Annotated in this window: 20 protein-coding genes; 11 read left to right on the top strand and 9 right to left on the bottom strand. The window is 64.5% G+C overall.

Annotated features, from left to right (window positions below; genetic code table 11):
* Positions 1-3 precede the first annotated feature (3 nt).
* The 3 genes from ABXS05_RS19635 to ABXS05_RS19645 form a co-directional block, all read right to left on the bottom strand.
* Complete coding sequence (locus tag ABXS05_RS19635; protein ID WP_367625098.1) at positions 4-795, bottom strand: metal ABC transporter permease; 792 nt, start codon at positions 793-795, stop codon at positions 4-6.
* Positions 796-916: 121 nt separating this feature from the next.
* Positions 917-1,705 carry a metal ABC transporter ATP-binding protein gene (locus tag ABXS05_RS19640; protein WP_367625099.1) on the bottom strand — a complete coding sequence of 263 codons (789 nt, stop codon included), beginning with the start codon at positions 1,703-1,705 and terminating at the stop codon, positions 917-919.
* Complete coding sequence (locus tag ABXS05_RS19645) at positions 1,702-2,580, bottom strand: metal ABC transporter solute-binding protein, Zn/Mn family (protein WP_367625100.1); 879 nt, start codon at positions 2,578-2,580, stop codon at positions 1,702-1,704. The genes ABXS05_RS19640 and ABXS05_RS19645 overlap by 4 nt, the downstream gene beginning before the upstream one ends.
* A 245-nt stretch (positions 2,581-2,825) precedes the next feature.
* Here ABXS05_RS19645 and ABXS05_RS19650 point away from each other — a divergent pair, with 245 nt between their 5' ends.
* Together ABXS05_RS19650 and ABXS05_RS19655 are read left to right on the top strand one after the other, a co-directional pair.
* A complete protein-coding gene (locus ABXS05_RS19650) occupies positions 2,826-4,871 on the top strand; it encodes a DUF4139 domain-containing protein (RefSeq protein WP_367625101.1) in 2,046 nt (681 codons plus the stop codon).
* A gap of 263 nt (positions 4,872-5,134) precedes the next feature.
* A complete protein-coding gene (locus tag ABXS05_RS19655) occupies positions 5,135-5,719 on the top strand; it encodes a class I SAM-dependent methyltransferase (protein WP_311932811.1) in 585 nt (194 codons plus the stop codon).
* A gap of 28 nt (positions 5,720-5,747) precedes the next feature.
* On the opposite strand, the gene ABXS05_RS19660 is transcribed toward ABXS05_RS19655, so the two are convergent.
* Positions 5,748-6,635: a cupin-like domain-containing protein gene (locus ABXS05_RS19660; protein ID WP_367625102.1), complete on the bottom strand. Its 888-nt coding sequence runs from the start codon at positions 6,633-6,635 to the stop codon at positions 5,748-5,750.
* A 386-nt stretch (positions 6,636-7,021) separates the two neighbouring features.
* Between ABXS05_RS19660 and ABXS05_RS19665 the strand changes: the two genes are divergently transcribed.
* The gene (locus ABXS05_RS19665; RefSeq protein WP_367625103.1) at positions 7,022-8,740 is read left to right on the top strand and encodes a caspase family protein; all 1,719 of its coding nucleotides are present in this window, start codon (positions 7,022-7,024) and stop codon (positions 8,738-8,740) included.
* 227 nt (positions 8,741-8,967) lie between these two features.
* Positions 8,968-9,591: a GNAT family N-acetyltransferase gene (locus tag ABXS05_RS19670; protein ID WP_367625104.1), complete on the top strand. Its 624-nt coding sequence runs from the start codon at positions 8,968-8,970 to the stop codon at positions 9,589-9,591.
* 1 nt (position 9,592) lies between these two features.
* Here ABXS05_RS19670 and ABXS05_RS19675 read toward each other — a convergent pair whose 3' ends face one another.
* From ABXS05_RS19675 to ABXS05_RS19690, 4 genes are all read right to left on the bottom strand, one after another.
* A complete protein-coding gene (locus tag ABXS05_RS19675) occupies positions 9,593-10,738 on the bottom strand; it encodes a PQQ-dependent sugar dehydrogenase (protein ID WP_367625105.1) in 1,146 nt (381 codons plus the stop codon).
* 57 nt (positions 10,739-10,795) lie between these two features.
* The gene (locus tag ABXS05_RS19680) at positions 10,796-11,311 is read right to left on the bottom strand and encodes a hypothetical protein (protein ID WP_367625106.1); all 516 of its coding nucleotides are present in this window, start codon (positions 11,309-11,311) and stop codon (positions 10,796-10,798) included.
* 205 nt (positions 11,312-11,516) lie between these two features.
* Complete coding sequence (locus ABXS05_RS19685) at positions 11,517-11,771, bottom strand: hypothetical protein (RefSeq protein ID WP_367625107.1); 255 nt, start codon at positions 11,769-11,771, stop codon at positions 11,517-11,519.
* Entirely contained in the window at positions 11,768-12,175 is a 408-nt protein-coding gene (locus ABXS05_RS19690) for a VOC family protein (RefSeq protein WP_367625108.1), read from the bottom strand. Before ABXS05_RS19690 ends, ABXS05_RS19685 begins: the two co-directional genes overlap by 4 nt.
* Positions 12,176-12,347: 172 nt before the next feature.
* Between ABXS05_RS19690 and ABXS05_RS19695 the strand changes: the two genes are divergently transcribed.
* Entirely contained in the window at positions 12,348-13,262 is a 915-nt protein-coding gene (locus tag ABXS05_RS19695) for a bestrophin family protein (protein WP_367625109.1), read from the top strand.
* A 76-nt stretch (positions 13,263-13,338) separates the two neighbouring features.
* Here the strand turns inward: ABXS05_RS19695 and ABXS05_RS19700 are convergent, their stop codons facing one another.
* Complete coding sequence (locus ABXS05_RS19700) at positions 13,339-14,397, bottom strand: putative bifunctional lysylphosphatidylglycerol flippase/synthetase (RefSeq protein ID WP_367625110.1); 1,059 nt, start codon at positions 14,395-14,397, stop codon at positions 13,339-13,341.
* A 381-nt stretch (positions 14,398-14,778) separates the two neighbouring features.
* Here ABXS05_RS19700 and ppaT point away from each other — a divergent pair, with 381 nt between their 5' ends.
* The 6 genes from ppaT (at position 14,779) to ABXS05_RS19730 (ending at position 21,164) form a co-directional block, all read left to right on the top strand.
* Positions 14,779-16,002 carry a pyridoxamine--pyruvate transaminase gene (ppaT, locus tag ABXS05_RS19705; RefSeq protein WP_367625111.1) on the top strand — a complete coding sequence of 408 codons (1,224 nt, stop codon included), beginning with the start codon at positions 14,779-14,781 and terminating at the stop codon, positions 16,000-16,002.
* Complete coding sequence (locus tag ABXS05_RS19710; protein WP_367625112.1) at positions 15,986-17,599, top strand: ABC transporter substrate-binding protein; 1,614 nt, start codon at positions 15,986-15,988, stop codon at positions 17,597-17,599. The genes ppaT and ABXS05_RS19710 overlap by 17 nt, the downstream gene beginning before the upstream one ends.
* 104 nt (positions 17,600-17,703) lie before the next feature.
* On the top strand, positions 17,704-18,684 hold the full coding sequence (locus ABXS05_RS19715) for an ABC transporter permease (RefSeq protein WP_367625113.1): 981 nt from the start codon (positions 17,704-17,706) through the stop codon (positions 18,682-18,684).
* Positions 18,681-19,511: an ABC transporter permease gene (locus ABXS05_RS19720; RefSeq protein ID WP_311932794.1), complete on the top strand. Its 831-nt coding sequence runs from the start codon at positions 18,681-18,683 to the stop codon at positions 19,509-19,511. Before ABXS05_RS19715 ends, ABXS05_RS19720 begins: the two co-directional genes overlap by 4 nt.
* Positions 19,508-20,398, top strand: a complete 891-nt coding sequence (locus ABXS05_RS19725) for an ATP-binding cassette domain-containing protein (RefSeq protein WP_367625114.1) — start codon at positions 19,508-19,510, stop codon at positions 20,396-20,398. The genes ABXS05_RS19720 and ABXS05_RS19725 overlap by 4 nt, the downstream gene beginning before the upstream one ends.
* Positions 20,391-21,164: an ABC transporter ATP-binding protein gene (locus ABXS05_RS19730; RefSeq protein WP_367625115.1), complete on the top strand. Its 774-nt coding sequence runs from the start codon at positions 20,391-20,393 to the stop codon at positions 21,162-21,164. The genes ABXS05_RS19725 and ABXS05_RS19730 overlap by 8 nt, the downstream gene beginning before the upstream one ends.
* The last annotated feature ends 346 nt before the right edge of the window (positions 21,165-21,510 follow it).

Genomic DNA, 21,510 nt, shown 5'->3' on the forward strand with positions numbered 1-21,510 from the left:
TGTTCAGCGCCCGCGCTTGCGTGCCACAAGCCCCGCAGCGAGATAGGCGAGCGCTCCCAGGGCCGTGATCCAGAAACTGGTCGGCCAATCGGTATAGAAGGCCAGAATCAGGCCGATCCAGGCGATGGCGACCGCCAGGACCACGGAGATAATCAACCCTTGGCGGACCCGGTGACTGATCCGCAATGCCGCCGCCGCAGGGGCGACCATCAGCGCGAAGACCAGCAGGACGCCGACGATCTGCATCGCCTCGGCGGTGGCCAGGGCGACGACCACCATGAAGAGGGCTGATATCAGGGATGTCGACACGCCCTTGGCCTCGGCGAGTTCGGGCTGCAGGCTGGCGAACAGGAGGGGCCGCCCGATGACGGCAAGACCGACCAGGCAGAGGAGGCCGAGGCCGGCCAGGATCCAGACCGTGGCGATGCTGACGCCGAGTACATTGCCGAACAGCAGATTGGTCACCGCCCCGGCATAGGCCTTGTAGAAATACAAGAAGAGCAGGCCGATGCCGAGCGAGAGGGTGAGCACGATGCCGATGGCGACGTCGCGATGGGCGCGTTCCCCCAGCAGGCCGATGCCGATGCCGGCCAGGACGGTGAAGATGGTGAAGCCCACAAAGGGCGAGAGGCCGAGCAGCGCGGCGCCGGTCGCCCCGGGGAAGCCGACATGCGCCAGGGCATGGCCCGCAAAGGTCTCGCCGCGCAGCACCAGGAAATAGCCCACGGTACCGGCGACGATCCCCACGATCGTGCAGGCCATGAAGGCGTTGCGCATGAACTCATACTCGAACATCGTGGGGCTTCTTTCCTGGGACCGCCGGCTTCCAGCCGGCTCTTGGAACCGTATCGGTCAGGGGGTGGGAAGAGCCGGCTGGAAGCCGGCGGTCCCGGGAGGATGCCCGCGCTCCCAGGCGTCACCCATCATGCACGTGGCTTTCCAGCTCGCCTTCCTCGGCCATCACGAAGATGCGGCCATTGACGCGGGCGACGTGAATGGGCGTGCGATAGAGATCGGACAGGACATGGCGGTTGACGACTTCGTCGACGGTACCGATCGCGGCGCGGCCATGGCCGAGATAGAGCACCTGATCGACGGCGTTGAGCAGCGGGTTGATCTCATGGGCGCAGAACAGCACGGCGATGCCGCGCTCCGAGGCGACCTCCTTGATCAACTCGACGATACCGCGCTGATGGGCCGGGTCGAGACTGGCGAGCGGCTCGTCCATCAGCAGGAGCCTGGGATCGCCGATCAGGGTCTGGGCGATCAGCAGGCGCTGGCGCTCGCCGCCGGAAAGCTGGGAGATCGGCCGGCGGGCGAGATCGGCGGCGCCAACGCGCTCGATTGCGGCCCAGGCCGCTTCCTTGTCGGCCGCGGATGCGAAGGGCCAGCCCCAGCGCGTGCCTTCGATGGCACCGAGCACGAGTTCGTAGCCGCTGAGGCCTGATAGCGCTGCGCTGCGCCGCATCTGCGGCATGTAGCCGATCTTGGGGTTGCCGCGCCGCGGTGCTTCGCCGAGCACGCTGATCCGCCCGGCCTGCGGGCTGACCAGGCCGAGTACGGCTCGCATCAGCGTGGTCTTGCCGGCACCGTTGGGACCGAGCAGGCCGACAAACCGGCCTTCGGCAATGGAAAAGGAGACGCTGGACAGGATCCGGCGCCTCCCGAGGGTCAGGCTGACTTTTTCGAAACCGACAGCACTCACTGCGTCAAACCGGAAAGGGCCAGATCGACCTGGCCGAGCTGTCCGTCGAACCAGGCCTGGATAGCGGTGCCAGCCGGCATGGTTTCGGTGACGCCCACCACCGCGACCTTGTGATCCCTGGCGATCTGCAGGAGCCGCTTCGTGGTCTCGTCGGTGACCTGATTGTTGTAGAACAGGATCTTGGCCGAGCCGTCCTTGAGACTGTTCTCGAAGGCGGCGACCTGGCTGGGGCTCGGCTCGCTGTCATTCATGATCGCGGTCTGGAAATCCTGGTTGAGCATCTTGAGGCCAAGGGCCTCCGCCATATAGCCGAAAACCGGCTCGGTGGCAGTCACCTGCGTGTCCTTGTACTTGGTCTTGATCGCATCGACCTGCTTCGTCAACTCGGAGAAGGAGGCTTCGAACTTGGCGAGATTGGCCTTGTAGTCGGCGGCGTGGCCAGCATCGCGCTTTTCGAGCTCGGCGGCCAGCGCCGTGGCCACGGCGGGGAACGTCTTCAGTTCGTACCACAGATGGGGATTGTCGCCCACTTTGTGTCCGGTGAGCTCGGCGGCGACGATCGCCTTGCGATCGGGATTGGCGGAGGCGGAAAGCAGCTTGTCCATCCACGGGTCATAGTCGGCGCCATTATAGACCACGATCGCGGCGGTCGAGAGCGCGCGCGCAGTGGACGGGCTCGATTCGAACAGATGCGGATCGTCCTCGGGATTGGACAGGATGGAGGTGACCTCGACGTGCTCGCCCCCGATCTGGCTGGCGAGGTCGCCATAGAAATTCTCCGCGGCGACGACCTTGATCTTCTCGGCGGCGGTGGCCGGGTGGGGCATGATCGCTGCCGCGGCCATCAGGACGGCGGCAAACATCATCGAACGCATCGTGATCTCCATGACACTGGAAAGGACAGGCTGCAGGCCCATCGCAAAATCTGAAATGTTATAATGTAACAATCTCTGATTAGTCGGCAGGGCGAGGGATGTCAATCGCGTCCTGGTTGGCGGCGGTGCGAACGCCGGCCCACCACCGGTTGCGCTTGCCTGTAACCGCCGATACACCTCCGATAAGCCGCAAAGCTGCTACAACGGCATCGAGACCCGTCGCCGATCTCCCTTGAGGGCTTTTCATGCGTTCCCCCATTCTCCTCGTCCTGATGGCCACCACCATGCTTACCGGTACCGCTGAAGCCGCCGAACTCGTCCTCAAGCGTGCCGTGCTCGGCACCGGAGGTGTCGGCTATTTCGAATATGCTGCCGAGGTTTCCGGCAAGGAAACGCTGACTCTGCGTGCCCGGCTCGACCAGGTCGACGACATCCTCAAGAGCGTGCTGATTCTCGATCCGGCCGGCACCGGTTCGGCCACGCTGCCCGGCAAGGCCGGTGCGGACGAGACTTTCGCTTCCCTGCCTTTCGCGAAATCCGATCTCGACAGCATGCCCGCCCTGATCGCGGCCCTGAAGGGGGCCGAAATCAAGCTTTCGGGCCCGCGCAAGCTCGAAGGGCGCATCGCCAGCGTGCAGACGGAGACGGTGACCAGCAAGGACGGCGGCACCATGACCCGCACCCGCGTCTCCGTCTTCTCCGGCGCCGCGATCGAGCAGTTCATCCTGGAAGAGGCCGAAGGGCTGGAATTCAAGGACGCCAGGCTCGGCGAGCAGGTCGAGACGGCGCTGAAGGCCCTACGCACGGCGCAGGACCGTTCCGGCCGCGACATTTCCATCCAGCTCGCCGAGGGCGGCAAGCGCACCGTGCGCATCGGCTATGTGGCGGAAGCGCCGGTCTGGAAGGCGGCCTACCGCCTGACCCTGCCCAAGGCCGACGAGGACAAGGCGCGCCTGCAGGGCTGGGTCGTCCTGGAAAACATGACGGGCAATCCCTGGAAGGACGTCGAGGTGACCTTGTCCTCGGCCTCGCCGGTGACCTTCCGCCAAGCACTCTACGATCCCTATTACGTCACGCGCCAGACCATCGCGCCGCCAGTGAGCCGCACGGCCTTGCCGCGCACCGATGCCGGGCAGCAGGGCGTGGCCGGTGCCGCGGCTGGCGAGGCCAGGTCCGAGACGATGTACGACTTGGCGGCGCCAGCCCCAGCCGCCGCGCCCGCTCCGATCGCGCCGTCGGCGCGGCTCCGCAAGAACCAAGTTTTTTATGACGCGAGAGCCGGAGCGCAGAATTTCGGTATGGCCGAGCCGCAGGAAGCCGGCAGCGCCGCCGAGGAGAACGCCGCCGGCGCCAGCTTCACCCTGTCGAAGCTGGTCAGTGTCGGCTCGGGCGAGAGCCTCACCATTCCCTTCGTCGATCTCAAAATGCCCTCGCAGGCCGTGGCCTGGTATCAGGGCGGCAGCCGCAATCCCTGGCAGGCGCTGACCTTGAAGAACGACGGCGCCACCTCGCTGCCCGCGGGCTCGGCCACCATCTATGAAGGCACCGAGGCCGGGCCTCTCTTCTCGGGCGAAGCCCAGTTCCCGCTGCTGCCGACCGGCGATTTCCGCCTGATCGGTTTCGGCGCCGACCAGAAGGTGCTGGTCGATTCGGAGTCGAGTTCGGCCAAGGCGATCACCAAGATCAAGGTGGTCGACGGTACGCTCCAGGTCGAGAGTCGCCTGCGCCAGACCACGACCTATCGGGTCAAGAACGGCGCCGGTGAGCTGCGCCATATGGTGATCGAGCAGCCGCGCGTAGCCGACTGGACCCTGGTGGAGCCCAAGGCCGAGGAGGCGACCATCGCCGGCCAGGCTTATCGCATCCGTTTCGACGTCGAGGCGGGCAAGTCCAGGCAATACAAGGTCACGCTGGAACGGCCCGTAGTCGAGGCGATGGCGATTGCCGATGTCACCGGCGAGCGTATCCAGGCCCTGATGGCCGCCCCCGATCTCGATGCCGAGACCAAGGCCCGGCTTGCCACGGTTGCCGAGGCGGCCAAGGCGAGCGACGAGGCACAGGCCGCGACGAGCCGCCTCGAAGAACAGCGCGACGGCATCACCCAGGACCAGGAACGCATCCGCGAAAATCTCAAATCGGCACCGCAGGGTTCCGACCTAGCCCGGCTCTATTCGCAGAAGATGCTGGAACAGGAAAAGGCGCTCGACAAGCTCGATGGGGCGATCAAGGAGGCCCGGGCCAAATATGAGGCGGCCCGCAAGATCCTCGGCGATCGCGTGAGGGCCCTGTAGCGTCGGGAGACAAGACCGGTCCCGCAACGGGGCCGGTCTATGCCGCTTTTTTGACGACCGCCTAAGGGTTGCAATGCTGGCTCAATGCAGCCGGGCAAAATGGTCGTGCCTGCCGGCGAAGATTGAGTCGCGTTCCGCCTCTCGATGTGATGGCAGGCACCGGCGGTGCAGGCATGATCGAGGCTGCATCCGTTTCGGCGGATGCATGGAGCCTGCCTCAGCCGCGATGCTCCATGTGGTCTCGATCGCGAGCGGACGATGGCATGACCATGCGTGACGTATTGCCCTTCTTGCGGGCCTTGAATTCCGATCCCCTCAGTGTGGGCGCCATCGCGCCTTCCGGGCCGGCCCTTGCCGAGCTGATCACCCGGGAGATCACCTCGTCCTCGGGACCTGTCGTCGAACTGGGGCCGGGTACGGGTGTCTTCACCAGGGCCCTGCTGGCGCGTGGCATACGGGAGGACGAGCTCACGCTGCTGGAGCGGGGCACCGAATTCGTCGAATTGCTGCGTGTGCGCTTTCCCCTGGCGCGCGTGCTGCAGGAGGATGCGGCCAGCCTGGGAGCGCTCGAGCTCTTCGGTGGGCCGATGGCTGGGGCGGTGATCAGCGGGCTGCCGCTCCTCAACCTGCCCCGGGACAAGGTTCGTGCCATACTGGCAGGCGCCTTCGAAATCCTGCGCCCGGGCGGCGCTTTCTATCAATTCACCTATGGCGCCCGCTGCCCCGTGCCGGGGCCGATGCTCGAAGAACTTGGCTTGCGGGCGGTTCGGATCGGCCGGGCCTTCGCCAACCTACCGCCGGCCACGGTGTATCGGATCGGCCGCCGCGGAGCTTCTGCGCCGCGCTGATCTCGCGGCGCGCCAGCCGAATCTTGCCTCAGCGACCCACCAGCTTCTTGACCTGGCGGACACAACCGATGGTGGCGGCCTTGGAGCGGTCGACGATTGCCGAATGGCCCGGCGAACGGGGCTTCAAGCCCATGCGGCGCAAATAGTAATTGGCCCGGTAGACATCCTTGTACTTCCAGTTCGGAAATTCGAGGTTGAGCGACAGGCTGATCGAAATATTGTCGTGATTCTGCAGCCAATGCGCGCCGTGCGTAGGAATATGCACCGCGTCGCCGGGCCGCAGTGTGATTTTGCGCGCCTTCCGCTCGGCTTCCGGCTTGAAGGTGCCGGCCGTGGTCGTCACCGCGTAATAGCGCTCGAGCTCATCCTCGGTGGTGATGCTGCGATCCATCGGATCGCAGACCCAGATGTCCTTGGTGCCGTGAATCTGGGTGAGGACGTTGACCTCGGCATCGAAGTGATAGGGGGTCTTGCGCCGCGGCGAGGTGATGAAGATCAGCATTTCGGTGTTGCTGAGCAGCTTGGAGCCTTCGGGGCCGGCAATCTGGCGAATGAAGTCGTCGAATTCGTCCAGCAGCTTTTTGTAGCGCGGATCGATTTCGATGTGCTTCAAAACCATCCAGGCACCGGCCGTCTCGATGCGGTCGATGACCTGGCGTACCGTCATGTCCGGCTTGGGGACCGAGCCCCATTTGTCGGTGATCGACAGGTCGCCGGCATCCCAATAGAGGTCGCCCGGACGTTTGGCTGCTTCTTCGGCCACATTCACCAGGGCGTCGATCGAAAACAGGGGATGGCTGGCCAGCGGGTGCTGCATCGAGAATGCGGCCTTGTGCAGCAGGCGACGGCATTCCTCGAACGGCTCCACCGTTGACCATTGCTCCGAATGCTGAACAATAGATGGCTTCGTCAGCATGCCTTGTTTCCTCTGAATTGAGCAGAATGTATCAGTAGTTAAGTTCTATTTATTGATTTATCGCAGATTTTTACTTTGTGGGCGAGGCGGATGGAGGAGTCTTTCGGGGGCGTCCAAATCAATCTTTAGTAGGAGGGGAGACCTTCTCTCACTCGCTCGTAAGCCGTATCACTTAAGGGAAGTCGATGCGTTGCCCATGACAAGAAGAACGGTCCGGGCAAGCGCTCGCGACTGGCGTGAACAGGATCGTGCAAGGCGATCGGAGTGCGCAAAGGCACGGTTCGGACCGCAAAACTCGTGCCTTCTGCCGCCAGGCGAACTATACAAGCAAACTATAAAGGCGCGGCCGGCGACGCCTGACTGATCCTGCCGGTTTCGAGGGTATCATGCGGCGTTCGGCACGCTTCTTCACTAGTCTGGTTCTATCGCTGGCGCTCGGCCTGTGCGCAGCCGAAGCTGCCCTGGCCCGCAATCTCGCATTGGTCATCGGCAATGATTCCTATGCCAATGTCACCTCTCTCCAGAAGGCGGTCTCGGATGCCCGCGCCATTGCCGACCAGCTCGAAAAGCTCGGCTATGTGGTGAGGCGGGTCGAGAATGCCGATCAGCGCGGCATGAGCCGGGCCCTGGTGGCTTTCAACGCCGATATCCAGCCCGGCGACCGGGCGCTGTTCTACTATGCCGGCCATGGCTTCGAGATCGGCGGTACCAACTACCTGCTGCCCACCGACGTGCCATCGGTCCAGACCAATCAGCAGGATCTCATCCGCGATGCATCCTTTTCGGTGGAGCGCGTCATCGACGGGATCCGGGACAGGGGAGCCGGCGTTGCCGTGCTGGTTCTGGATGCCTGCCGCAACAACCCCTTCGCCAATGACAGGTCGCGCTCGGTGGCGGCGACCCGCGGCCTTGCCCGTGTCGATGCGCCGGAGGGCGTCTTCGTCCTGATGTCGGCGGGCGCCAAGCAGGAGGCGCTCGATCGGTTGTCGGACCAGGACGGCAATCCCAATTCCGTGTTCACCCGCAGCTTCCTCGGCGAATTGTCGAAGCCCGGCCAGACCCTGGTCGAGATCGCCAAGAAAACCCAGGTCGATGTGCGTGCCTTGGCCGCGAGCATCGGCCACGACCAGACGCCGGCCTATTACGACCAGGTCATCGGCGACGTCGTGCTGTCGGACGCGGTGGACACCACCCCCCAGGTGGGGCAGCAGGTCGCCTCGGCGAGCCCGCAAGGCAATACCGGTCCGAACATCCGCACCGAGATCAACACCGTCGGACGGACCGAGGCCGGCAAGGGTGTCTCGATCGGGCCCGGCGTGAAGCTCGGGCCGGGGGTCACGATCGGTGGCAAGGACTCCCGTATCGCCCTTCAGAATCCGGCCAATCCGCCCACGACGGATCCGGCCAAGGCCTTGAATCTCCAGCAGGGCGGTGCGGCGACCGGCCAGCAGCTCGCCCTGGTCCGTCCGGACACCAAGCCGGGCCAGCTGACGCAGCCCATCGGCCGTGCTCCGATCGCCAGCTTCTCGCGCTCCAATGCCGGCTGGACGGTGACATTGTCCCTGCCCGAGCCGGCGACGGCCCTGTCGTATCGGGTCGGCGAGGCCGGCGAGTTCAAGGAGACCGGCCTGCTCGACGTCCTCGACCAGCGTACGGGCGGGCGCATGCCCAATCCATCCTTCTCGATGTCGCCGCGCGCCCAGGCGGGCATCATCCAGGTGCGTTATCGCAGCATCGATGGCGCCGATGTCGGCCCCTTCTCGATTCGCTTCGACCCGGACATCGCCCTTTACGAGGACCAGCGCCGCAATCTCACCTCGATCCAGGGCAGCTGGGTGGAGTTTCGCGATTTCAACGGCGTGCTGGTCTATTTCACCACGCTGGTGAGCTATCGCTGTGCCGTCACCGAGGTGCGCTATGGCCTCAACGGCGCACCGCCGTTGACCCGCTTCGACCTGCCTGTCTGCAACATGAAGGATCCCTATTCGATCCCCAACAATGCCAAGACTTATCTGAAGTTACCGGGCAGTACCAAGTCGATCAGCGTGCAGGTGACCTGGCGCGACGGCTCGCAGTCCGAGGTCAACACGGTGGAGAAGGATTGAGGCCGGGAGATCGGGTGAGGCAAGGTGGATTTTGGGGAAAGTGTCGCGGTACCCCAGAGCAAAGCACGTTCAAGACCGAGCGCTTGTTTGCTCCAACTCTTTGGTTCGACGAGTTTTTGCGATTCTTGGGAGCTCCGTCAAATCGTTATAGCTCTTTGCTTCGACGCGCCGTTGTGATTTGAAGTGCTTCATTGAGATCACAAAACGCTTCAGCATTGTTCGGTTCCATGGCCTCCTCCGCTCCCATTCTTCCCGCCGGCTACTCCAACGTGCCGCCCGGCATGCTCGCCAATGTGGTCACCTGCCTCGAGATGCTGCAAAAGCCCAGGCCCAAGCCGGCGAAGCCGCTCGAACGGCCGTTGACGCTGGAGCGGATCGAGAAGCCGGAGTTGAGCGACTATCGCGCCCTCTATCGGGCCGTCGGCGAGGATTGGCTGTGGTTTTCGCGCCTGGCCATGCCGGACGCCGAACTCAGGGCGATTCTGGAGCATCCCGATGTCGAGGTCTATGTCCTCATGGCAGGCAAGCGGCAGCTTGGCCTGCTGGAGCTTGATTTCCGCCAAAAGGGGCAGTGCGAACTCGCCTTTTTCGGCCTGGTGGCCGAGGCGATCGGGCAGGGCGCCGGCCGCTTCCTGATGGACCAGGCCCTGGCCAAGGCCTGGGCGAGACCGATCGAGCGGCTATGGGTGCATACCTGCACGTTCGACCACCCCGGTGCGCTTGCCTTCTACCGCCGCTCCGGCTTCGTGCCCTTCGCCTTCGAGGTGGAAGTCTGCGCCGATCCGCGGCTGAGCGGATGCCTGCCGCGCCAGGCGGCGGCGCATGTGCCGCTGGCGGACTTCACCGCCTGAGCTATTTTGCCGGCGTCAGGCGCAGCAGGTGCCCGTCCGAAGCATCCTCGATCAGCCAGATCGCGCCGTCGCGATCGACGGCGACATCACGGATGCGGGCGCCCATCTCCCAGCGATCCGCCTGGCGCGCGCCATCCTTGCTGTCGAAGGCGATGCGCATCAGGGCTTCGCCCCGCAGCGCCCCGATAAAGGCGGAGCCCCGCCATTGCGGAAACAGCTTGCCCGAATAGAAGGCCAGGCCAGCGGGGGCGATGATCGGGGTCCAATAGATCACCGGGGCTTCGAATTCCGGGCGGGTCCGGTGCCGAGGGATCGGCACGCCGCTGTAATTGTCGCCATTGGAGACGATCGGCCAGCCATAATTTGCGCCCCTGCGGATCAGATTGAGCTCGTCGCCGCCGCGCGGCCCCATCTCGTTTTCCCACAAGCTGCCGTCGGGGGCGAAAGCCAGGCCATAGGGATTGCGATGGCCCAGGCTCCAGATCTCGGCCTGTACGCCGCCCTGGGCCGCCATCGGATTGTCGGCAGGCGCCGTGCCGTCGAGATTGAGCCTGAGAATCTTGCCGCGATTGGTCTCGGTGTTCTGGGCGGTTTCCGGCTCCATGCGGTCGCCGGAGCTGAGGAAGAGGTGGCGCCCATCGGGGGCGAAGGCGATGATGCCGCCCGGCTGGCCGCCTCCGCCTTTCGGCGAAGCGCGCCAGATCACGGCAAGATCGTCGAGACCCGCTTTGCCGCTCGCCTCTTTCAGCCCGGCCCGCGCCAGGGCCAGTGTGCCGCCGCCGACGCTTGGTTCGACATAGCTGAAATAGATCAGCCCGTCTCGGGCGAAGCCCGGCGAGGCCGCAATGTCGAGCAGGCCGTTCTGGCCGCCGGCCTGCACCCGCGGAACGCCGCTAACCTCAGACTTGGCGCCGGCTGGGGTCACCAGGAACAGCTGCCCGCCCTTTTCGGTGACGAGCATGCGCCCGTCGGGCAGGAAGGCGATGGCCCAGGGCGTGTCGAAACGCGCGACAGCAGTGGTCTTGAAGGGGCGGCTCGTCGAGGCCGGGCTGTTCGCCGCATTCACTTCGGCCAGGGCCAGGCCGGGAAGGGCCGCTATGCCCCCAATGATTGCGGCAGTCAGAGCGATTCGGACGGCATTGCGCATCGATGAGTCCCCCACCGGCCCGTGCAACCTGCCGGCCCGGACCCGGATGCATCAATCTCAGCCGATTGCGTCCTTCCAATGGCCGGACGACGTTGTCCGTCTGCAGCGCAGCGGACAGATATCGCCCTTGCGCAGGATGGCCTCGGCGCAGCGCAGGTTGATCCAGGTCGCTGTCAAAAAGATCACGGCAAAGATCAGGCTCTGGGGCGAAAGATCGATCATAACCATGCCGCGCCGTGCCAGCTGGATGACGAAGGTCGCCGCGACCAGCGCCGAGAAGCCGGCGCCGATCGCGCTGAAGGCGAGGCGCAGGAGTGGCCAGACGGTCGATGAGCGCCGGCGCTCCCACAGGAGAATTCCGAAATTGGCCAGGGGCCCCACCAGAAACACTGCCACGATCGGACCGAAGAAAAGCAGGATCCATTCGAAATTGCACAGAAGTTCGCGGCAGGGCAGGCTGTCGATGTAGAGATAGACACCCCAGTAGAACAGGGCGAGCGCAACGCTCGCGAGGGCATAGGCCAGCAATCCGTTGGAGAAAGCCCTGGTCTGTGACGGCGTAGGAGAGGTCATGGTCCTGTCCTGCTGGCTTGCTCGAGATCATTTAAGTTAGTGAACGAACGCTAACTTAAATGATCTCGAGGCCATCGTCAACCGCATTTGGGTCTTATCGAAGACGACGAGGGGGCCGTGTGCGATCGGACACCAGACCATCGAAAATGGCGAAAGGCGCCACCGAGCGGATCACCCCGCGTCAGGAGCGGAAAAGGCGGCAATTCTATTCGCGCACCGCGAAAATCCTGCCATTGGCCCAGGCGCTGCGACGGATGTCTTCCTCATTGGCTGGCTCGGCATCTTCCTCATCCAGGAGCGTCAGAAAGCCGTCCCTTGCCGCCAGCCTGTCCGGCGATCTATATCCCCATTCGCATTCCTCGCAATGGCCATAGACGGTGCCTGTGTCAGCACTGCGATAGAGGAACAGCCGGCCCTGACCGCAGCCCGGGCATAGGCCGGCATGGAAATGACAGCTCATGCCGGCCTGTCCGACCCGCTCAATTGCAGCAGGTCCCAGAGATTGCCGTATAGATCCTCGAATACCGCCACCGTGCCGTAGGCCTCCATCCGCGGCTCCTCGTGAAATCGCACGCCACGCGCGAGATAGAGGCGATGATCGCGCCGGAAATCGTCGGTATTGAGGAACAGGAAGACGCGGCCCCCCGTCTGGTTGCCGATTGCCGCCGCCTGTGGCGGCGACGCGGCCTTGGCGAGGAGGAGGCGGGTCTGGCCAGCGCCCGGCGGAGCAACCAGAAGCCAGCGCTTGCCGTCGCCGAGGTCGCTGTCCTCGACCACCTCGAAACCGAGCTTGCCGACATACCAATCCCTGGCCTCGTCATAGTCGCGGACGACCAGTGTGACTGCACCCAGATGCTGCGGCATCGTTTCTCCTGTTTTGAAGCGCCGATCGGGGCTGGCCTCCAGCGCACCCGGCCGAGCGCGACAATACGGCATCCCGATGCGGCGGCGAGAAAATTCACGTCGCCTTCGCGGTGTGGCACAAGCTGGCCTGCGTGCCACATGCCAGGATACGCCCCAACCGGATCACTCTTTTATGATTGTTCGCAAAAACCCGCAGGCATGGGAACTCTTCTTCATCATGCGCGGCTCCATCGTGCCGCAGATCTGGCCCCAAATGCTGGTGGTGGTGCTGATCTCGGTTGCGGTGACGCTGCTGGAAACCCGCGGCTTCATGCATGTGCCGCCGATCGCCGCCTTGCCCTTCTCCCTGATCGGCGTGGCGCTGTCGATCTTCTCGGCCTTTCGCAACACTGCGAGCTATGATCGCTGGTGGGAGGCGCGCAAGATCCTGGGGGCTCTGGTGATCGATGCCAGGGGATTGTCGCGCCAGGCCCTTGCCTATCTTGCCGCCGAGCCGGAGGTGGCGAGGCGGCTGGCGCTTCTTGCCATCGCTTTTTGCGATCTGGTCCGCTGCCATTTGCGCGACGAGGCGCCGGACGAAGTGGCGCTACGCCATCTCGACGCCGCCGATCGTGCTGCCGTCACCGCAAGCCGGCACGGGCCGAATCGCCTGTTGCTGCAGATGAGCCGGCTGGTCGGCGAAGCGCTCGACAAGGCACGGATCTCGGCGCAGATGGCGCAAGTTCTCGAGGAGAGAATTTCGGGGCTCTCGACCGACCTGACCGCGGCCGAGCGCATCAAGCAGACGCCGCTGCCCTTCGCCTATTCCTTGCTGCTGCACCGCACCGTCTATCTGTTCTGTTTCCTGCTGCCCTTCGGCCTTGCCGACAGCATGGGCCTGTGGACGCCAGTGATCGCTGCCATCGTGACCTACACCTTCTTCGGTCTCGACGTGCTCGGCGACGAATTGGTGGCGCCCTTTGGCGCCACACCGAACAGCCTGCCGGTGACGGCGATCTGCCGGACCATCGAAATCAACATTCTGGAGGATCTCGGCGAGACCGACCTGCCCGAGGCACCCACGCCCGTTGATTTCGTGCTGAGCTGACATGAAGGCAGGGCCTGATCGAGCGATCTGCGCCCTGACTTCAAGGCAAATCGAGCAAGCGCCGATCTGGCCGGGCTTACGAATGCTGCGGAGGGTCCTGGCGCACGGTTTCGAGCTTGATCGTCGGCTGGGTGTCCTTGCCTTCGACCGACTTGCCACCGACGACGGAGCCGAGCAGGCCGCCCAGGGACTGGCGCTCGGTGTAGAGCACGATGACGCAGGAAATCGCCAGCGGGATGAGCAGATAGAGCAGGCGGAACATCAGGAGAGCCGCAATGATCTCAGCCTTGGACTGAATCACCGCAGGATCGCTCGGATTGGCGCCGGCCGGCAGCATGATCAGCAGGAAAACCGCTTCGAACACGCCGACACCACCCGGGGCGTTGGAAATCAGGCCGGCGCAGAAGGAAGCCAGGAACATGCCCAATACCACGAAGAAACCCGGGTTGAGGGCGTCGGGCAGGGCGAAGTAGATGATGCCGGCGGCACCGACGATTTCGATGGGAGCGGCGAAGAGCTGCCGGAAAGCGATGGTCGGCTTGGGATAGGCGATCTGCAGCGAACGGATGCGCAGGGGCTTGAGATGCAGGATCGCACCGGCCTGGTAGAGCAGTACGAAGGCCAGCATGGCCAAGCCCAGCATGAAGGCGGCGCTGGGCGGGAAATGGAACAGGCGCGAAAGCAGTTCCGGCTCGCCCACCAGCACGATGCCGCCGAGGAACACGGCACCATAGGCAAAGGTGAAGGCACAGAAGGCCGTGACGACGGCAACCTCGGCTGCGTTCAGCCCCATCCTGGAATAGGCCCGGTAGCGCACCAGGCCGGAGGAGAGCACGGAGACGCCGATATTGTGGCCGAGCGCATAGGCCACGAAGGAGACGATCGAGACCACCGGCCAGGACAGCTTCTTGCCGACATGCATCAGCGCGATGCGGTCGTACCAGGCCAGCGCGGCGTAGGCGAGCGTGGTGGAGGCGAAGGCCAGCAGGATCATCACGGGGCCGCGATCGACCACGGCCTGCCAGACCTGGCCGACTTCGACGCCCTTGAGCTCCTTGGACAGGAGATAGACCGAGAATACGACGGCGGCGAGCCCGATGACCGGCCAAACATATTCGAGTTTGTTCTTCATCATGTCCGTCTGGGTAAGGGTTCGAACCGGTTGCCGAAACGTGTCATCACACCATGTCCCGCAAGTAGGTCTCTCTTGATGGGGCGGCAAGGATCATCAAGAGAGACTGCTCGTTATCGGGCATTCGCAGAGTTTCCCGATGAAGCCCATCCGAACGCTTCATCGGGAAACTCTACCTGGTGCCATTAACAACGGGATCGTGTCGAACACAAGACAACCCGATGATGAGCGTCGCAGAACAGTCACGCCGGAGACAGTCCTATTTTTAACGCAACTAACATGTATTTCCCCATGAGGCGCGTTAACTCGCTGTAATTCATGCGTTGTCGGCGATGCGCCGCAAAGCTAGCATCCAATCAAATCGTTTTCCGCGCGGACTGTTCCATGCTTGCACCACCGCCTTTCATGCTGACGACCGGGCCGGTGACGGCCTATCCCGCTGTGCTCAACGCCATGGCCCGGCCTGCCGTCTATGATGGACATCATGCTTTCCAGCATTTCTACCGCTCGGTGGTGGGTAAGTTGCAGGCCGCCTTGCGCCTTTCGAGCCTGCCCCTGATCCTGCAGGGGGACGCATTGCTGGGGCTCGAAGCTGCCGCCGCTTCCCTGATCGGCCGCAAGGACGTCGTGCTCAATCTCGTTTCGGGCGTCTATGGCAAGGGCTATGCCGGCTGGGCCCGCCGCTATGCCAGCGAGGTGATCGAGCTTGCAGTGCCGTTCGACGAGGCGATCGACCCGGAAAGGGTGCGCGAGGCGCTGGCGGCGCGCCCCGATATTTCGATCATCACCGTTTGCCATCACGACACGCCCTCCGGCACGCTCAATCCCCTGGCTGAAATCGGCCGCCTCGGCCGCGCGCACGGCGCCTATGTCATCGCCGATGCCGTTTCCTCCTTCGGCAGCCTGGACGTGTATCCAGAGGAGGCCGCGATCGACATCTTCGTGACCTCCGCGGCCAAATGCCTGGGGGCCACGCCGGGCCTGAGCCTGCTTGCCGTCAGTGAGAGGGCCTGGGAGAGAATCAAGGCCAACCCGGATGCCCCGCGGGCTTCCTTCCTGTCGCTGCTCGACTGGGAACTGGCGGCCGAGGCCGGGCGGGCGTTTCCGGTCACGCCGTCGCTCGCGGAGATTCATGGCCTCGACGCGGCGCTCGACCTTTATCTCCGGGAAGGGCCCGAACGGGTCTGGGCCCGGCATGCCCGTACGGCGGCAGCCGCGCGGGCCGGGCTTAAGGCGCTGGGCCTGCAGCTGTGGCCGGCACGAGAAGCAATCGCCGCACCCTCCGCTACGGTCTTCCGCTTGCCCGAGGGCATTGCGGACATCCGTCTGCGCGATACGCTGCTGGAACGTTACGGCGTGATGCTGTCGCTTGGTCGCGGCGAGACGGCGGGCAAGGTGCTGCGCATCGGCCATATGGGCCCGGCGGCCGAGCCGATGCTGGCCGTGACCGCGGTGGCGGCGCTGGGCGGCGCGCTGAACCAACTCGGCCGGCAGGCCGATGCCGGCACCGGGGTCAATGCTGCGCTTGCCATTCTCAGCCAAGCATCATCCAATCACGCTGATTCGAACGGCTCCTCCCGGGAGGTTGCACATGCCGATCCTGCTTAGCCGCCGCTCATTCCTGCTCGCCAGTGCCGGAACGGCCCTGGCGCTTGGGCTGCCGCATCGCCTGGCTGCCAGCGAAGTTCCGGCCGGTCGCCTGACCGTTGCCGCCGATTCCGAGCCGACCAATCTCAACCCTGCTATCGTTGCTTCGAACGGCGTTTTCTTCGTCGCCAGCAAGGTGGTCGAGCCCTTGGCCGAGGCCGATTACAACGGCCCGGACGGATTGGTGCCGAAGCTTGCCCTGTCCTGGGAGGGGTCGGCTGACGGCAAGGCCGTCACCTTCAAGCTGCGCCCCGATGTGAAATGGCATGACGGCAAGCCCTTCACCTCGGCCGATGTCGCCTTCTCCGCCCTGGAAGTGTGGAAGAAGCTGCAGAATCTCGGCCGTGTCGTATTCAAGGATCTCGAAAGCGTTGATACGCCCGATCCCCTCACGGCGGTCCTGCGTTTCTCGGCGCCCACACCCTTCCAGCTCATCCGCAACTGCCTGCCGGCCCTGACCTCGGTGTTGCCCAAGCATGTCTTTGCCGGGACCGACATCATGAAGAACCCGGCCAATGAGAAGCTCATCGGCACCGGGCCCTTCAAATTCGTCGAGCACAAGCCGGGCGAATATTATCTGCTCAGGCGCAATGAAGCCTATTGGGCCCAGGGCGAGCCGCACTTCAACGAGATCCTGTTCAAGGTGCTGTCCGATCGCCAGTCCGCCGGTGCGGCGCTCGAGGCGGGCGAGATCCAGCTTGCCGCCTTCTCGGCCGTGCCGCTGGCCGATCTCGATCGTATCTCCAAGGTGCCGGGCCTCAAGGTCTATTCCACGGGCTATGAGGCGCTCACCTATCAGATGATCATCGAGATCAACCATACCCGCAAGGAACTGGCGGATCTGCGCGTCCGCCAGGCGATTGCCCATGCCATCGACAAGGGCTTCGTTGTGCAGGCGATCTTCCGCGGCTATGCGACTGCGGCCACCGGACCGGTGCCGCAGACCGACAAGACCTTCTACAACCCGGATGTCGAGCGTTACGAATTCGATCCGGCCAAGGCCGAGACCTTGCTCGACGAAGCCGGCTACAAGAAGGGAGCGGATGGCATCCGTTTCCATCTCAAGCTGTTACCGGCGCCCTTCTTCAACGAAACCGTGCAGTTCGGCGCCTATCTCCGGCAGGCTTTGGCCAAGATCGGTATCGATGCCGAGATCGTCTCCAACGATTCGCCCGCCCATCTGAAGGCCGTCTATACCGATCACGCTTTCGATCTGGCCGTCGGCACGCCGGTCTACCGCTCCGATCCGGCGATTTCCACCACCATCCTGTTCCAGAGCGGCATACCGGCCGGCGTGCCGTTCTCGAACCAGTATGGCTACGCCAATCCCAAGACCGATGCGCTGATCGCGGCGGCCGCGGTCGAGATCGATCCCGAAAAACGAGCCGAGCTCTACAAGCAGTTCCAGAAGCTGGTGGTGGACGATCTCGCGCTCATCAACGTGGCCGAGTTCTCCTTCATCACCGTGGCCAGCGAGAATTTGCAGAACGTCTCCAACAATCCGCGCTGGGCGGTGTCGTCCTGGGCGGATACCGCCCTGCCGGAGATGGCGCCGTGATGTCGTTTCCGGGTGCGCGGACGTCTCGTCCGCTCTTGGAACCGCCACGTTCCCGGGAGACCAAGAGGCGGACGAGACGTCCGCGCAGCAGGGAATAATCGCCCGTGATCCCGCGCTTTCTCCGACGGCTGGGCGGGGCCCTGGTGGTTCTGCTCCTGGTCGTCATCGGCGCCTTCTTCATGCTCGAATCGGCGTCGGGCGATGCCGTCGATGCCTATGTCGCCGGTATCGGCGGGGCGGATGCGGCGCGGATCGCCGAGCTGAGGAGCGAGTGGGGTCTGGATCAGGGGCCCGCCTTTCGGCTCAAGGCCTATCTGTCGGCCTTGGCTCACGGCGATTTCGGCTGGTCGACCGCCTTTCAGCGGCCGGTGCTCGGCGTCCTGCTCGAGCGCCTGCCGGTGACGCTGATCACCATGGGCTCGGCGTTGGCGCTGGCATTCCTGCTCGGCATCGGGCTCGGCTTCCTGGCGGGCTGGCGCCCGAATGGCTGGCTCGATCGCGTTTTGTCGCTGGGCTCGCTCGCCCTCTACGCCATGCCCGGCTTCTGGCTCAGCCTGGTGCTGATCCTGGTCTTTTCCGTCATGCTGCGCTGGCTGCCGGCTAGCGGCTTCGAAACGATGGCTTCCGGCAAGACGGGCCTGGAACGGGCAGGGGACATCGCCCGGCATTTGGTGTTGCCGGTCGGCGCGCTCGGCCTGCTCTACATGACCCTGTTCCTGCGCCTGTTGCGCGATGGCATGGAGGAGGTCTGGCATGCCGACTTCATCCGGGCCGCGCGCGCCCGCGGCGTGACGGGCTGGCGGCTGGCGTTGAACCACGTCGCTCGCAATGCCCTGGCGCCGGTGATCACCATGCTTGGCCTGCAGTCGGCTTCCCTGCTGGGCGGCAGCGTGGTGGTGGAGAGCGTCTTTGCCATACCCGGCTTCGGCCGCCTGGCGGCCGAGGCGGTCTCTCGCCGCGACACGCCGCTGCTGCTCGGCGTAGTGCTGTTCAGCGCCATCGTCGTCATCGCCATGAACCTGCTGGCCGATCTGGTGCAGGCCTGGCTCGATCCGCGCATCGGCGCCAGCGAGCGTGTCGCATGACCATATTGATGGCCATGCTGCGCAGCGGGGAGGGCCGTGTCGGCCTGGTGTTGCTTGCTTTGTTTGCTGCGCTGGCCTTGACGGCGCCATTCATCTTTCCGGGCGATCCGCTTGCCATCAGCGCGCCGCCGCTGCTTCCGCCTTTCACCGATTCGGCCCACCCTCTGGGAGCCGACCGGCTGGGGCGCGACATCGCCGCCGAGCTCGCCTGGGGCAGCCGTACCACGCTTCTCGTGGCCATCGCTTCTGCGCTCGCCTCGCTGCTGCTCGGCTGTTTCGTCGGCACGCTGGCCGGTTTCCTCGGCGGCTGGACCGACGACGTGCTGATGCGCCTCTCCGATGCCTTCCAGACCGTGCCGGCCTTCCTGCTCGCCATGGCGCTGATCAGCGTGACCGGGCCGAGCCTGCCGGCCGTCGTGCTGGCAATTGGTGCCGGCGCCTGGCCGCAACCTGCCCGCATCGCGCGCGCCGAAATCCGTTCCCTGCGCGAGCGCGATTTCGTCGCCTCCGCCCGTGTTGCCGGCATGCATCCGCTCGTCATCGGCTTTCGCGAGATCCTGCCCAATGCCCTGCCGCCGGTGATTTCGCTCGCTGCGATCATCGCGGCGGCGGCGGTGCTGATCGAAGCGGCTCTGTCCTTCCTCGGTTTCGGCGATCCCAACCGGCCGAGCTGGGGCAGCATGGTGGCCGAAGGGCGCTCGCTGCTGCGCAGCGCACCGTCGCTATCGCTGGTGCCGGGTCTTGCCCTTGTTGCCATGGTGCTGGCGATCCATCTCACCGGGCGAGGCTATGCCAAGGCGCTACGCGTGAAGGAGCCGGCGGCATGAAGCTCTTTTCCTTGCGCGGCTTCGGCGTCTCCTATCGCGATCGTGCCGGCATGCATCCGGCCTTGCAGGCCATCGACCTCGACATCGAGGCCGGCCGGCATCTGGCCTTGCTGGGAGAAAGCGGATCGGGCAAGTCAACCCTGGCGGCGGCCCTGGCGGGGCTGCTGCCATCCAATGCGGTCAGCACCGGCCGGCTGACCCGGCCGGGCTTTGCCTCGCAGCCGCGTCCCGGGCGCGATATCGGCATGGTCTTCCAGGATCCGGGCGGCAGCCTCGACCCGCTGATCCGGGTGGGCGATCAGATCGCCGAGGCGCGCCGGGCCTGCCGGGGCGGGAGTCGTGCGGACGCGTTGGCCCTGGCGCAGGATTGGCTCGGCCGCATGGCCTTGCCCGATCCGCACGCCGCATTGCGCAAATATCCGCACCAGTTTTCAGGTGGCCAGAAACAGCGCATCGCCCTCGCCGCGGCCCTGGTCAGCGAGCCCAGCATGCTGATCGCGGACGAGCCGACCAGCGCCCTCGATTCGATCACACAGCATGCCATCGTCGAATTGCTGCGGACGCTGACGGCGGGAAGTGGGCTCACCCTGATCTTCGTCACCCATGACATCGCCCTTGCCTCGCAACTGGCAGACGATGTCGCGGTGCTCTATCAGGGCCGCCTGGTCGAGGCCGGCCCGGCGGAGCGGCTGTTCCGGGCACCATCCCATCCCTATCTCAAGGCCTTGCTGGCGACACGGCAGGAACTGAAGAGTCTGGAACCGAAGGGTCTGGACCTCGAGAATCAGGGGCTCGGACGTCCCCGCTCGCACCGCTTCGCCGAGATCGATCCCAGGGATTTTTCCGTCAAGGTTCCCGCCGTGGGGGAGGGGGCCGGTCATGGCTGATGCCCTGCTTGAAATCGAGGCGCTGTGCAGCAGCGTGCGTGGTCTGGCGGGGCGGCATGCCATCCTGGGTGGCGTCGACCTTGCCATCGCACCGGGCGAGATCGTCGGTCTGGCAGGAGGCTCCGGCGCGGGCAAGACCAGCCTCGCCCGCGCGATTCTGCGACTCAATCCGGTCGATTCCGGTTCCATCCGTTTCGAAGGACGCGAGATCACCCATCTTGCCGGCAAGGCGTTGCGCCATATCCGGCCGCGGCTGCAGATGGTGTTCCAGGACCCCCTGGCTGCCTTCAATCCGCGTGCCCGGGTCGAGCGCGTCATCGGCGATCCCTTGCGAATCTGGCATTCCCTGTCTCGGACGCAGGAGAGGCAGCGGATCCTGGCATTGATGGAGCGGGTCGGCCTGCCGGAACGGTTGCTCGGCCGTTTCCCCCATGAACTGTCCGGTGGCCAGCGCCAGCGTGTCGCCATCGCCCGGGCCCTGGCAACGGATCCGGCCCTGATCGTCCTGGATGAACCGGTCTCGGCGCTCGACGTCGCCGTCAGGGCGCAGATCCTCAATCTGCTGCTCGACATCCGCGAGAAGGCCAACACGGCGCTCCTGTTCATCGCCCATGATCTGGCCGTGATGGCGGCCCTGTGCGATCGGCTCTGCGTGATGGATGCCGGACGGATCGTCGAATCCGGTCCTCCCGATCTTCTTGTTGCGGTGCCGCAAAGCGAAATGACGCGTTTGTTGGTCGCCGCAGCCCCCAAAATGAGGTTCTGAAAAATTTTTCGCGAGGGTGAGGCCGATTCCGACCCGGATTTGGAGCAAGCCGACCGGGCTGGCTGGAATTTATCCACAGAGCGCAGGAAATTTTTGATGCGGCGCAATATGGTAAATTATTCCTGATTGGGGCTCTAGATGCAGCAAAATGGGCCTTTCGGGTGGGTTTCGACCGGGATGCCGATCCGCGGCCTCTACTGGCCCGGCATGGCCCCATGACGATTTTGCAAAAATCCGCAAAAGGGGGCGTTGACAGTTCGGCTTGGGGCCCTCTATACAGCGGCCATCGACGGACGGCGTTGCCGCGGATTGAGCGGCGGCGCTGACGTGTCGCTTCACGGACAAG

Source organism: Labrys neptuniae, from assembly GCF_040797145.1.
In the GTDB taxonomy this organism is placed as follows: Bacteria; Pseudomonadota; Alphaproteobacteria; order Rhizobiales; family Labraceae; genus Labrys; species Labrys neptuniae.